We start from the raw sequence: 12,875 nt of genomic DNA, 5'->3' as shown, positions 1-12,875 counted from the left end.
GCCACATCTGCGACAGTCCGAACGGTCCCGAACTGAGACGGCCACACCCAAGGCCGGCGGCTGTCAGCTTCCTACGACCCCGAGGTGGTCGGGGCCGCGCTCAAGCGCCTGGGCGCGGCTCATACCCCTTTGATCCGTTCGACGAGCTCGTCGCGGTAATCCCGCACCGCCTGAAACTCCGGTTCGTCGCCGGTCGCCCGCTTCAACGCGCCTTCCAGGATCTTCAGCCCCTGGCGTTCGTCGCCGCGCGCATCCGCCTGCCTCGCGGCGTTCTCCATGGCTTTGGCGAGCTTGGTCTGCGCCTCGGGTTCCGTGGCGGCCTTGTTGATCCGGATCCAGTTGCCGCCCGGATCGACGACGGTGAACCCGGTGTGCCGGTCGTTGCGCAGCCGCGGCCGGGTCATGCGCGGGATGCCGGAGACGAGCAGTTTTCCGTGCACGGACCGCATCCCCGCCGCGAAGGCCTCGAACAGCTCGCTGGTGTCCGCCACGATGACCAGGCACGAGCTGTACGACTGCGCCGGGTCGTAGTCGTCCATCCCGAAGAAGTGCAGATTGATGTCTTCCCGTCGCACCGCGACGTGCGGGTTCGGCCGCGTCTGCCGATAGGTGATCTCGAAGCCGAGCATCTGGTAGAACGACGCGATCTCGTCGATGGATGGACAGGGCAGGAGCGGAATGGTCAGTTCGTTCGCCACCGCCCGAAGCTAAGCCCGGACCTGCCGAAACGACACCGAGCTATTTGCTGATGCGAACAGCATGACAGCCCCGCTCGGCAACAACGACGCCGACACAACGGCTGTAGCGAGCACACGCCCACGCGGCGTCTGCGCGTGCTTCAACGCGATACCCAACGGACCGATCCCAGCCATGACAGCTCCCTTCGAAGGCATAGCAACGACAGCACCCAAAGCCTCGGAGGCCACGCTCAACGGCGACATGCCAAGTTCGCGCGCCCCAACAACATCCGCGCTTCCCACTGCTCGCGATAGCGGTCATCGCCCACCTGTGGTTCGCGGTGTTCAAGCAGAAGAAGCGAGCGAATGCAACATTGACCACGTACGACGACACGCTGCGGCTGCGCGTCGTGCCGGGTGTGGGGTCGCTGCGGATACGTGAGCTGACCGTCGGGACGGCGGAACGGTTCCTCAACGCCGTGCGGGACAAGACTGAGCCGTCAGCGGCCAAGCACGCCAAGACGGTGTTGAGTCAGGCCATGGGGTTGGCCGCTCGGCATGCCGCGGTCGAGCACAACCCGCTGCGCAACGTCTCGCCCATCACAACGGAGAAGGAGTTGGCTCGGGCACTGACACTCGACGAGGTGCGCAAGCTCCGGGCTGGTCTGCGTGCGTACGAGCGTGCGTGGCACGGGACATCCCAGATCTCGTGGACTTCATGCTCGGGACGGGGCTGCGGATCGGCGAGGCGCTGGCAGTGACATGGGACGCGCTCGACCTGCAGGCGGCCACAGTGGAGGTTCGCGGCACGTTGACCTATGTCCGCGGTGAGGGTGGGTAATCCAGCCGAAGCCCAAGACGGAGTCGGGGTGGCGGACTCTGCACCTACCCGCCTGGTTGGTGCTGCTGCTCAAGGCCCGCGAGCGTGACGGGAACGGTGGAACGTGGTGGTTCCGTCGCCGCTGGGCAAGCTGCGGAATCGGGGTAACACCAACTCCGACCTGCGGGACGCTCTCGATCCGCTCGGGTTCACGTGGCTCACGAGTCACAACTTCCGAAAGACGGCCGCCACGCTGCTCGATGATGGCGGACTGACCGTCCGGGAGACCGCGGACCAGCTTGGTCACAAGCGGGTGAGTGAGACGCTGGACACCTACCTCGGCCGCGCCCAGCCGAGTCCGAAGGTCGCGAAGTTGCTTGACGTCCTCGCCGATTAGCGGTAACTCTGCGATGACGCTAACTACACGAAAAGTAACCCTTTGGAGGAGCGCGATGTTGGCGATTGCCTCAGCAGTCAGCGTCCTCGCGGTAGCCGCAGAAGACCACTCAGCGAACCAAGGCTGATCGAGGAAACCGCTGGTTGGCGATCACCTCGTGCATGGCGAGGTGCAACCGCGGATTCGTCCCGTCGATCTCGCCGCTCCACAACGGGTCGGAGAGGTACTCGTCGATTCGGCATGCTCGCCCTGGATGAGCAGTGACCGCTGGTCCGGGTCGGCGGGATCGAGCCGGTCGAACTCCTCGCCGTCGATGGTGGCGGCGCGGTACGGCATCACGAACATCCGCCGATCCATGATTCGCTCGACCTCGTGCTCGGACGCGCCGGGCGACACGTCACCGAGATACACGTCCCGTTCGGCACCCTGCACCGCCCGGGCTTCCGGCACCCGGTTCGGGCGGGCCGTGCCGCGCCCCGACTTCTTCGGCTTGCGTTTACGTCCTCTGCTCACCGGACTCACGTCACCAGACTCCCACGAAACACCGTCACGAGCTCACCAGGTCAGCTTGCGCAACCGTGTTGACGGCCTCGACGTCCGAGGGCTCCGGAGCCGCCGGGTCGTCGCCCTTGCCGGTGCGGTGCCGGCATCGAGTCAGCGCGCGGGCGCCACCGCCTCGATGTTGGCGACGGTGAACTCGCGGTCCGCTTCCCGCAGGAACAGAAGGACTCCAGCCACCGGCCGCGAATCCCGTAGGGCCGGACCTGTCGCACCGTGTGGCCGCCGTTCTTGTCCTTATAGGAGATCAGCACGTCGTCCTGGTTGTCGATGGCGTGGCTCAGCAGGACCAGCTCGGCGTCGTCGAGGTGCGGGTTGAGCCGGGCGATCAGGTCGACGGTTCCGCTCCTCGGCGCGTCGCGGTCACCGTCCGGGTCGGCGAGGAGCCGCGCGGCCAACTCCGGCGCGTCGACCACGGCCCGGGCGGCGACGATGCCGGTCTCCTCCGCCCGGTGCTCCTCGCGGCGCTCGACGACCGTCGTGCCGTCGGCCTTCTCGCCGACCGGGGACAGCCCCGCCGCGCGCAACCGCTCGAGCACGTGGTCCAGCTGGTACGGGCTGGTCAGCACGGTGGGTGCGACGCGGCTGAGCCGGAGTTTCGTGAGTTCCCTGGTGTTGAGGATCTCGGTGGCGAGTGCCTCGTCGGCGACGACACACGACCGGGTCTCCCGCACCCGCACCTGCCCGTGTCTGCGGGCGGCGTCGTTGACCAGGTATTCCAGTGGTTGCGGCACGGCACGGTCGGCCACGTCCGCCAGCTCCGCCAGCAGTTCGGCGGCCGTCCAGCCCGCGTCGAGCGCGGCGCGGACGCCGGCCGGGGTGAACCGCCAGACAGCGGCGTCACCGCGCGCCTCGTTGAGGGCGGCCGCGGCGAGCAGCCGGGCCACGGCCGCGGTGGGTTGCCCCGTGACGACCGCGGTGAGGTCGGACTGGAGGATCACCGTGCATCCGGCTTCCGGCAGCAGGGACGCACACCCCTCGGCCGCGTCCGCGACGACGTCGCCGCCGGTCCCGATCGCGGCCAGCACCGCGTCGCCGAGGCCGGACACCCGGTCGCCGGCGACCACACCGAGCAGTTCCGCCTCCCGGACCGTGGCGGCGGTCTTCTCGTCACGGGCCCCCGGTTCGTAGCCATGCAGCGGGCAGAACCAGTCGATCTCGGCGCCGACACCACGCACCGAGAGCCCGGCACGAGCCTCCCGCAGCATCGCGCGCCGCATCTCCCCCGCCATGGACATCAGCGGCAACGGCGGTGGCAGCTCCCGATCGCCGTCGATCTCCCGCATCAACGGCGCGTGCTCGATGCCGTGCCACGCGACGGCGAGCGCAGCCCACTGCGCGCCGGGCGCGGCCTCCCGCCACGTCCCGTAGGCGCCGGTCGGGGCGTAACCGCCCTCCACCTCCCCGAGCAACCCGGCCGCGAACGCGATGTCGATCGACAGCACCAGCACGTCGTCGGGAAGCCCGAGCAGTTTGGCGAGCCGACCACGTTCCCGCGTGCCGACCCCGCCCTTCTTCAGGGCGGCGACCGGCTTGCGCGCGGCCTCGTCCAGGAGCGTCGACACCGCCCGCACCGCCTCCCGCGCGGCGGCGACGGCCGCCGTGGCGGGCAACCCGGCCGCGGCGGCGACCGCGGGGCGGCCGGTCAGCCCCAGGTTGTGATCCACGAGCCAGGCCGCGACCGCCACCTCTCTCGGCACCTCCGGCCGCCGGTTGGACCGCAGCACCAGACCGGCCCGGACCAGCAACTCGGTCGGATCGACCCGGCCACGCGGCGCACCGAACCCGAACATGCCCCCGAAGTCGCCGAGTCGCAGCTCCTCCAGCCGCACCCGCGCCGCCGCCGGAAGCCCGCGGATCACGTCGCCCAACAACCGCGAATCGGCCATCACCTCGCCCAGTCGCGCGACCAGCTCGACCTTGCGCAACCCGGCAACGTCGACCCCCAGCGCCGACAGGCAGGCACGCAACTCGTCGGCGAGCGCCGCCCCGGCCAGTTTCACCGCGGGCCGCCCGCCCCCCACCTCGGTCATCCACTGGTCCCGCAGCACCTCGGGCTGGTGCAGGACCTCCCCGTCGGCCCAGGCCAACCCGATCGCGCACAGGACTGCCAACTCGTCCCGCACGCTCTTCTCGTCGGCCCCCAGCAACGCCGCGACCGCGGGCGCGGTCGCCGCCTCCCCGAGCAGGGCCACCGCTTCCCCGGCGATCAACGTGTCCCGGCAGAGAGTGTGCAACGCGGGCACAATGGACTCGACCCCACTGAGCCGCTGCGCCAGCTGCCGAAACCCGGACGGCACCGGCTCACGACGAACGTCCGGACGCACGTCGAGCAGCCGAACCAGCGCGTCTTTGTCCAGAGCAGACAGGTATCCGGCGAACGACACGTCACTCATGCCTCGACATTGTGTCCCATCCATCGCGGTGATCACTCGGGACGCCGCTGCCTGGCGGCCGAGTGCTCACCGACGCCAAGGTGAACGCCCATGTCTGGTGTCCCGCATAGTCTGGACACAGTGGACTGACGTGATGAACCATTCGACATCGGCACTGGCTGCCTTTGTCAGCGGCCGAGAAGGCCTCGGTGCTCGATGGACTGCTGGCCGCTCGTCCGGACCTTCAGGAACCGGCCGAGGCCCTGGATCGCCCGGTCGGTGTTCGAATGGGGTCGGGGAGTGGGCCTTTCAACGCCCGGAAGTGCCGGTCCGACAATGGCCGTCAGACCACGATCAGGGGCAGTGTCGGGTCGAGCTTGGCGAGGTCCTCAGGATCGGACGTTACTACCGGGCAGTGGTTCAACCGGCGCGCGCAGACGGCGACGCACGCATCGACGACGTCCGCCGTTCCGCTGTCACCGAGCAGAGCGCCGATTTCCAGGGCGGCCGGGTAGTCGAGTCCGACGAAGCTCAGGTACGAGTCGGCCAGGAAACGACGCAGGTTCGCCTGCCTGCCGCCGCTGCGCACGACCTGCGCGACGACGACGGTGGGAACGACGATGGCGACGGTGCGCGCCCGCGCCTGCCGAAACAGCTCCTGGAGCTGGGGCGATCGCCGATCGACGCCGATCAACGCGCCTGCGTCCAGGACGAGAGACTTGTTCACGCCACCCCGCGGTTGTGTGCGGCCTGCTCGGCGAACGCCCGGTCAAGCTCCTGCCCGGCCCACTTCTCCACCTCGGCGGAGGGCGTACCCCGCTCGGCGTCCCACTCCGTGAAGAGCGCGTCCATGATCACTCCGGGTGCGAGCTTGCTCGCGATGTAGGCGGACACCGACCGCGCTTCACCTCGCTCGACAGCCGCTCTGATGGTGTCGATCAGATCTTCGGGGAGGGTGATCGAGATCTGGCGAGTTTTACTCATGATTCCATCATAATTGACTGTCCCCTGGCCGCGAGTCGTTCGCATCGGGGACATCGACCGAGCCGTTCGAGCCGGTCAGCGGCGTGGAGTACGGCCGCCCGCCCGCAGAGCGACCAGGCGAGCGGCACCCCGTGGAAGACCATGCGGTCGGCGTACGGGTCGACGGCGTGCAGGCGGGGCACGAAGTAGCCGGGCAGCCAGGCCGTCACGACACCGGCGGCGACTCGACCCACACGAGCCGCGCGGTGACGTCGGGGTCGCGACCGAGAAGTCGGCACGCGCACTCCGGGGAGCGGACGCCCAGCAACGTGGCGCCGTCGCACACCACGTCCGCGCGATCCTCGAACGCCATGCCCCATGCGGCGATACGGCCGTCGACGCGCTCCCCCAACTCCTGGACCACGGCGAACAGCCGTGGCGCCGCCTCGTTGACCATCGCCGTGACCAGTTCGGCGAACTCCGCCTCACCACACAGCTCGCCCATCCCATTGCCCACGCTCATGCCACACCTCGTGTTCGATCCGCTACCTGACGTGAGATACACTGATCGCTCAACCGTAAGGATGAAAAGTGGGATTCCCATTTTTCACTCGGAAGGGGTACCGGTGTCGGAGGAGGACGAGTGGGTCGTGACCGCGACCGTGCGGCGCTGGCAGCTCACCGAGACGCTGCGCCAGCTGCGGGAACAGCACGGCTGGACGATGGACGAGACCGTCGAGCGGCTGAACCGGATCGGCGGCAAGTGGTCCACGTCGAAGATCAGCCGGATCGAGAACCGGCAGCAGGGCGTGAAGTCGTTCGACGTGGAACGGATGCTCGACGCTTACGAGGTCACGGATTCGAACACCCGCGAGTGGGTGCTGGGATTGTCGGCGCGGGCCGGTGAGCGCGGCTATTGGCTGGCTCTGCGCAAGGACCTGCCCGCAGACTTCCACGAGCTGCTGAACGTCGAAGCCGCGCTGCTCGCGGTCCGGCAACTGGAGACGATCGTGGTACCCGGCCTGTTGCAGACGCCCGACTACACGCGGGCGCTGGTGACCGGCGCGAACCCCGGACTGGACTACGAGGTGGCCGAGCGCCGCGTGCTCGCGCGGATGGCCCGGCAGCGCGTGCTGAACCGGCCGAAGCCGTTGCGGTACCACGTGATCATCGACGAAACGGTGCTGACGCGGCCGATCGGGACGCCGTCGGTGCTACGCGGTCAGCTCGCCAGGTTGGTGGACGCGGCGGAGTCGGAGCACATCACGCTGCAGGTGTTGCCGCGTTCAGCGGGCGCGACCCCGGCCGTGGACGGCCCGTTCTCGATCCTGACTTTGCCGGAGCCGATTCCGGATGTCGGCTACGCGGAAGGCCAGGGTGGCTCGATCTACATCGAGGATCGGGGCCATGTCCGCGAACTGCTGGAACGGTGGGGAATCCTGACCCAGCGCGCAATGTCGCCAGCCAGGTCACTGGACTCGATCAGGGCGGCCGGGGAGACTGGAGGCTGACGACGAGAAGGGGCCTCCATGACGAGCGGGTCGGACCTGGTGTGGCGCAGGAGCAGCTTCTCCGGCAGCGGAGGCACCGGGGGCGGAAACTGTGTCGAGGCCGCGCTGCTGCCCGCAGACAGGTGTGCGCTGCGCGACAGCAAGGCAGCCAAGGAACCTGCTGTGCTCGAACTCCCCCGCGCCGGTCTGACCTCGTTGCTGCTGCACGTCACGACCTAGCCTCCGGCGGCAGCAGCGACGACGGCACCCCGTGCCACGAGAGGCGCAACGTCTCCCGTGCCCGGGTGCAGGCGACGAACAGCAGGCAGCGTTCCTGCTGAAGATCGAGTTCGTGGGCGACCGGGTCCTCCTCGATCGGCGTGACCGCCCGCGGTGACGGCATCGACTCCTCGCCGAGCCCGACCACGGCGACAGAGCGGAACTCCAGCCCCTTCATCGCGTGCATCGTCGCCCCCGAGATGCGCCCGGCGACCGGCTTCGACCGCGCGAGCGACGTCGTCGGCAGACCGGCCCTGTCCAACGCCGACAGCGCCGACGCCACCTGGCTCCACGTACGCGCGGCGATGCCGACCTGGTCCGGCTCCACACCGGCGGCGAGCCACTCGCGCACGTCCTCGACGACCGCCTGCGACTCCTCCCGTTCGCTCATCGCGGGGCGCAGGGCAGGTGGTTCGCCGTGCACGTCCGAGCGACAGCCCGCGAGTGTGTCGAGATCCTCGTTGAGGGCGTCGATCTCCTGCCCGCGCAGCAGGCCGATGCTCCACCCGAGGATCTCCGCCGTGGTGCGGTAGTTCAACGTCAGCCGCGCGGACCGGCCCGTGATGTTGATCCCGAGCTGCCGCAAGGAGACCCGGTGACCGTAGATGCGCTGGTGTGCGTCCGCGGCGATGAACAGGTCATTGCCGGACTCGGCCACCGCGGCACGCAGCAGACGCCAGCCCCACGGACCGAGGTCCTGCCCCTCGTCGACGACGATGTGCTGGTAGGGCTTGTCGGGCCGCTCGGCCAACAGCCGGGCCGCTTCCACGCACACCGTCTCGTAGGTCCAGCGGTCACGGCGGCGCAGCTCGTCGACGAACGCCGACACCGCCGTCCACACCTGTTCCTTCTGGCGGGTGCCGAGCTGGCGTCCCCGGCCGCGGCGCCGCGCGGCCAGGTAGCCGTCGAGGTCGGCGATCTGTTGCGCGAGCACGACATCACGCCACTCCTGCGCGAGGAAGGTGTCGGTGAATCCGGCCCCGGTCGCCCCGATCACCGTCCGCCACACCTGGCGCTGTTCGTCGGTCGACAGGATGCCGACCCGCCCGTGTGCCGCGGTGACGACCTGGTTGGCGATCTGGTCCACGTGCCGCACGTCGATCCGGCGCAGCACGGCGTCGTCCTCGACCAGTGTGTGGAGCTGGTCCTCAAGGGAACCGGTCAGGGTCTTGGTGAAGGTGGTCACCAGCACCGACCGGTCGCGTGTGGACCGCTCGGCGAGGTGCTTCGCCCGGTGCAGCACGGCGACGGTCTTGCCGGTGCCCGGTCCACCGGTGACCCGCACCGGCCCGGAGAAGTCGCCGTACGCGACGCGGTGCTGCACCGGGTGCAGGTAGACCCGCCACAGGTCGAACGGGTAGCTGAACACCTCCATCAGCTCCTCCGGTCCGCTGACCAGGACGACCTGCTTCGAAGAGCGGGTGAGGGCGGCGGTCACGTCGTCCGGGTCGTAGTCGCCGGGTTCGAGGGTGTCGGCGATCTCGGCCCACACCTCTTCGGGGCTCATGCCGACGGCGAGCCCGACCAGGGCGTCGTACTGGGGTTCCGGCAGCATGATGCGGGCCGTTTCGAGCTGGTCGTGGTCGGTGAGGGTGCGCGCGAACGCGAGAACCTGGTCGTCGATACCCAGTCGCCGCAGGTCGGCGTCGCTCACCCCGCTGAGCAGACGCGTGGTGGTGGTCGCCGCCCGCTCCTCCAGCCGAGGCATACGATCCTCCATCGAGACCACGTCACGGATCTCGATGCCGCCGGTGACCCGGTTGACGCTCGCGGTCCTGCGCCGCGCCCACTGGTACGCGTCGTCGTGCGGAAGCACGCGAAGCAGCACGTACGCGTCACCGGAGGTCGGAGCGAGGACGATGCCGCGCCAGAACTGGTCGATCCGGATGGACCGCAGCCGCGGGTCGCGGACGTTGCGGATGGTTTCCAGGTGGATACCCGCGAACGTCGCCTCCTCGAACTTGGCGAACGTCTCGTACACCTTGTCCTGGACGGGCCGTTGGAGTTTCCCGAACTCACGCAGGAACTCCCGCGCGATCCCCAGTGTCGGCACTTCTCCTCCGTTTACTTGTTCCCGGCGAGGTCCCTTGCCAGTCGGTCGATGAGGCCCAGCAGCTCCGCCGGCCGCAGTGTCAGATCCAGCGCGTGGCAGACGATCTCCACCCCGGCATGCCGCACGACGTGCCGCGCGGGCAGGCCGTTTCCCTTGGCGTAGACGAGATGGCCGCGCCGAAGTCCGAGTGCGGTGCAGTAGGCCAGCAGCTGGTACAGGTCGGCGTTCGGGTAGCCCTCCGGCTTCTCCTGCTTGTACTTCGCGTCCACCACGGCCGCCGGGCTACCGCCGACCCGCCAGACCAGGTCGGGTTTCATGCCCACGGCCGCCGCTTCGTCGAGTGAGCACGGATACTGACGATGCGCGGTGCCCGCCGCGTGGGTGGGCAGCGCTTCGGCGAGGCCGACCGTGACGAAGTCCTCGAACACCCTGGCGAGGTCGAACAGGAACCCGGTCGCGGTGACTGTGCCGGGCGCGTGCTCGGGTGAGGTGGCCTGCCACACGATCTCCGCGAGCCGCAGAGCGCTGTGGTATCGGGCGTTGAGCCGGTTCGGCCGCCACGCGGGCAGCCGCGCGCCACGAATCAGGGAGGTCACGTCGGCGAGGCGAACACGCAGTGCGGTGAGCCGCTGCCGCGACTGGTCGTCCACCCTGGGCACCGTGAGCATGCGGGTGACGGCGGCCAGGAGGATCTGGTTCTCTGCCACGTCCACGGTGAAGTCGTCGTGCCGCAGTTCCATCGGGATCACCCGCCCGTGGTGCCTGCGGAGCTGGTCGGCCTCCCGCAACCGGCCACGCAGGACATACGAGGTTTCCTCGACCTCGCGGTAGCCCTGAAGCAGACCCTGGCGCAACGCGCGTTCGGTCTGCCGCCACAGCGCGTTCGCGACCGCGGGCACCAGCCCGTCACCGGTCGCCAGCTCGACCTCGTCGTCACGCCACCCCTTCGGGTCGACCGCGTAGCCGACGAGGAACAGGAGCCGCGCGATGTCGAGCTTCGGCCGGATCCACAGGTCGACATCCCCAACCCGGGCAACACCCACCTTGCCGCGGGCCGCGACGTCCCACTGCCCCGGCACGAGCGCGGACGGGGCCGCGGACACCAACCCCGACCGGGCGAGCCGTTGCCCCTGTTCGGTGGTGAGCGAGTGCGCGGAACTGCCCAGCTCGTCCAGTTCAACGACCGGCATCGCACGCGGCCTTCAGCCCGGCTTCGACTCCGGTGACGAAGTGCTGCCAGGACGGCAACCGGGCTACCGGGCCGTCCCGGTCCAACCGCTCCAGCAGCTGCCGCCGGTGCTGGGAGAACCGTTTCCTGACCTGGTCGAGTCGTCGGCCCGAGACTCCGGACGCCGTGGCGAGAGCGTCCCTGAGCAGTTCCTTCGGATCGGCGATCCGTTCGAGAGCGCCGAGGTTCGGCAGGCCCAGCGGCATCCTGCCCGTCGGGTTCCCCGCGACCCGGCGCACCTCGTCCTCGCTGGTGAGGAGCCACGCCTCGGTCATCCGAACCGGTACGACCGGAACGTGCGGCACGTCTGCGGTCACTACGGCGACGGCCGCGGCGATCTCGTCGACACGGGCGTCGACACCCTGGTTGTCGGCGTCGCGGTGCACCACGATCAGGTCGTACACACCACCCATCTCCAGCACCGCCCGCAGTTTGGCCGCCACGGCCAGCCCGGGCGGCTTCGGCAGCCGGTCCAGTTCCGGGTCGGTGACTGACACGTCGAGGTCGTGGTTCGCCGCGATCGCCTCGATGTGCGGCACGATCCCGCTGTCGCTGGTGCCTTCACGAAGGAACACGATGCGGATGGTCACGCGGTGTCCCCCAGGCTGAGCTGGGCACCGGGGTGCGTGGTCAGGTAGGGCAGGATGTCCGCCCTGGTCACCGCTGAGTGACCCCGGGCCCGCCAGGTGTCGGCCATCGGCCGCAGACGAAGCACGTGTGCGGTGCTGCCGTCCGGACCCTTGCGGACGGCGGTGTCGGCGAACAGCAGGTCACCCGGGTCGACAAGTTGCACGATCGCGGGTGAATGGGTGTTGATCACGACCTGGCGGAACGGGTTGTCCTCGCCCGGCGTCGCCTGCGGGTCGACCGCGAGGTCGCGGACGAGGTGGACCATCGCGTCCATGTTGGCCGGATGGATCCCGTTCTCCGGCTCCTCCATACAGATCAGACCGGTGACGGACGGATCCTCCAGCAACACGCACAGCGCCAGGAACCGCAGCGTGCCCTCCGACAGGCTGCGCGCAGGCAGTGTCAGGCCGCTGGACTCGACCAGCTGGATGGTCAGCAGTTCGCGCACATCGTCCTGGTCGATACGCAGGTCCCGGACGTTGATGCCCGCCAGATCCGCCAGACGTCCGGCGACTCTCGCGTAGGCGGCCTCAGGATCGGAACCCGCACGATTGGCGACCCGGAACAGCGCGGCCGCCAGGTGCCTGCCGTTCACATCCATCATGCGGTCATCGACATACCGGTCCGCGGTGCGCAGCGCGGACGGTTCCAACGCCAGTCGCCGCCACGACTGCATCTCGCGCCGGGCGGCGAGGATGGTGGGATCGTCGTTGCTGGTCACGGTGCTGACGACCGTGGCGGGAGCACGGGAAGCCGCCGCCCGCTTGGGCTGGCCGCGGCTGCCACCGTCCTGGTGAATGGACACGATCGGCTGGCCGTCCTCGACAATGGTCGAGATGAACGCGGTTCCGCTGCGCTTGCCGTGCAGGACGGCGTTGCGGAACTTGCCGGTGCTGTGCGGAAACCGGAGATGGGCGGGGGCGTCGCCGAGCTTGATGTGCCGGAGGTTCTCCTCCAGCAGGACGAGCCTGCCGACTTTTTCCAGCCCGCTCGGGGCGGCGTAGCCGATCACCAACTCGTAGCGCAGGAAAGTGATCGTGGCCTTGGCAGCTCGACCGAAGTCGTCCTCGACCTCGCCGGGCACGATCATCTCGGCCGCGAACCGCATCCTGGGTTCCGACCAGGAGTGGCCGTTCCAGAAAAGGTCGCGCGGGTCGCCGAGCCGCTCACCGTGGATACCCCGGACCTCCTGGGCGGCTTCGATGAGCGAGCGGTCGACGAGCAGGCTCAGGAACTGGATCGCGTCGAACACGTTGCTCTTGCCGGTGCCGTTCTCGCCCGCGATGCAGGTGAACGGGCCGAAGTCGATCGCCAGCCCCAGCAGGTTCTTGAAGCCGTCCACCTCGATGCGGGTCAGCATGCGGCCTCCTGTGTCCTCGACGGCCCGGAACGCCCATCATCCTCG

The 12,875-nt window shown here is 69.1% G+C and carries 14 protein-coding genes; 4 read left to right on the top strand and 10 right to left on the bottom strand.

The features are described 5' to 3' along the window. Positions 1 to 119: 119 nt before the first annotated feature. The gene (locus FHR82_RS15915) at positions 120 to 698 is read right to left on the bottom strand and encodes a DUF8817 family protein (protein WP_184811143.1); all 579 of its coding nucleotides are present in this window, start codon (positions 696 to 698) and stop codon (positions 120 to 122) included. Positions 699 to 979: 281 nt separating this feature from the next. On the opposite strand from FHR82_RS15915, the gene FHR82_RS15910 reads away from it, so the two are divergent. Then, positions 980 to 1,438: a phage integrase central domain-containing protein gene (locus tag FHR82_RS15910; protein ID WP_376706423.1), complete on the top strand. Its 459-nt coding sequence runs from the start codon at positions 980 to 982 to the stop codon at positions 1,436 to 1,438. A gap of 183 nt (positions 1,439 to 1,621) precedes the next feature. Continuing rightward, positions 1,622 to 1,894, top strand: coding sequence for a hypothetical protein (locus FHR82_RS15905; RefSeq protein ID WP_184811141.1), 273 nt, complete (start codon positions 1,622 to 1,624; stop codon positions 1,892 to 1,894). Between the two features lie 150 nt (positions 1,895 to 2,044). Here the strand turns inward: FHR82_RS15905 and FHR82_RS15900 are convergent, their stop codons facing one another. The 5 genes from FHR82_RS15900 to FHR82_RS15880 all read right to left on the bottom strand — a co-directional run bounded on the left by FHR82_RS15900 (position 2,045) and on the right by FHR82_RS15880 (position 6,313). Beyond that, positions 2,045 to 2,407 carry a hypothetical protein gene (locus FHR82_RS15900; RefSeq protein WP_184811140.1) on the bottom strand — a complete coding sequence of 121 codons (363 nt, stop codon included), beginning with the start codon at positions 2,405 to 2,407 and terminating at the stop codon, positions 2,045 to 2,047. A gap of 50 nt (positions 2,408 to 2,457) precedes the next feature. Further along, the gene (locus tag FHR82_RS15895) at positions 2,458 to 4,848 is read right to left on the bottom strand and encodes a helicase-associated domain-containing protein (RefSeq protein ID WP_221463795.1); all 2,391 of its coding nucleotides are present in this window, start codon (positions 4,846 to 4,848) and stop codon (positions 2,458 to 2,460) included. 322 nt (positions 4,849 to 5,170) lie between these two features. After that, positions 5,171 to 5,554, bottom strand: a complete 384-nt coding sequence (locus tag FHR82_RS15890; protein ID WP_376706415.1) for a PIN domain-containing protein — start codon at positions 5,552 to 5,554, stop codon at positions 5,171 to 5,173. Further along, complete coding sequence (locus FHR82_RS15885) at positions 5,551 to 5,811, bottom strand: ribbon-helix-helix domain-containing protein (RefSeq protein ID WP_184811138.1); 261 nt, start codon at positions 5,809 to 5,811, stop codon at positions 5,551 to 5,553. Before FHR82_RS15885 ends, FHR82_RS15890 begins: the two co-directional genes overlap by 4 nt. A gap of 205 nt (positions 5,812 to 6,016) precedes the next feature. Continuing rightward, entirely contained in the window at positions 6,017 to 6,313 is a 297-nt protein-coding gene (locus FHR82_RS15880; RefSeq protein ID WP_225944029.1) for a hypothetical protein, read from the bottom strand. 103 nt (positions 6,314 to 6,416) lie between these two features. Between FHR82_RS15880 and FHR82_RS15875 the strand changes: the two genes are divergently transcribed. Both FHR82_RS15875 and FHR82_RS15870 read left to right on the top strand, forming a co-directional pair. Beyond that, a complete protein-coding gene (locus FHR82_RS15875) occupies positions 6,417 to 7,301 on the top strand; it encodes a helix-turn-helix domain-containing protein (RefSeq protein ID WP_311771103.1) in 885 nt (294 codons plus the stop codon). An 18-nt stretch (positions 7,302 to 7,319) separates the two neighbouring features. Next, on the top strand, positions 7,320 to 7,520 hold the full coding sequence (locus tag FHR82_RS15870) for a DUF397 domain-containing protein (protein ID WP_184811136.1): 201 nt from the start codon (positions 7,320 to 7,322) through the stop codon (positions 7,518 to 7,520). On the opposite strand, the gene FHR82_RS15865 is transcribed toward FHR82_RS15870, so the two are convergent. The 4 genes from FHR82_RS15865 to FHR82_RS15850 are packed head-to-tail and all read right to left on the bottom strand — an operon-like array spanning position 7,510 to position 12,830. Further along, positions 7,510 to 9,612, bottom strand: coding sequence for a UvrD-helicase domain-containing protein (locus tag FHR82_RS15865; RefSeq protein WP_184811135.1), 2,103 nt, complete (start codon positions 9,610 to 9,612; stop codon positions 7,510 to 7,512). The genes FHR82_RS15870 and FHR82_RS15865 overlap by 11 nt on opposite strands. Before the next feature lie 11 nt (positions 9,613 to 9,623). Then, positions 9,624 to 10,802, bottom strand: a complete 1,179-nt coding sequence (locus FHR82_RS15860; protein ID WP_184811134.1) for an McrC family protein — start codon at positions 10,800 to 10,802, stop codon at positions 9,624 to 9,626. Beyond that, complete coding sequence (locus FHR82_RS15855) at positions 10,789 to 11,430, bottom strand: hypothetical protein (protein ID WP_184811133.1); 642 nt, start codon at positions 11,428 to 11,430, stop codon at positions 10,789 to 10,791. The genes FHR82_RS15860 and FHR82_RS15855 overlap by 14 nt, the downstream gene beginning before the upstream one ends. Beyond that, positions 11,427 to 12,830 carry an AAA family ATPase gene (locus FHR82_RS15850; RefSeq protein WP_184811132.1) on the bottom strand — a complete coding sequence of 468 codons (1,404 nt, stop codon included), beginning with the start codon at positions 12,828 to 12,830 and terminating at the stop codon, positions 11,427 to 11,429. Before FHR82_RS15850 ends, FHR82_RS15855 begins: the two co-directional genes overlap by 4 nt. Positions 12,831 to 12,875 lie beyond the last annotated feature (45 nt).

This window comes from Actinophytocola algeriensis, assembly GCF_014203735.1.
In the GTDB taxonomy this organism is placed as follows: domain Bacteria; phylum Actinomycetota; class Actinomycetes; order Mycobacteriales; family Pseudonocardiaceae; genus Actinophytocola; species Actinophytocola algeriensis.
This window is presented reverse-complemented; position numbering and strand designations above follow the sequence as displayed.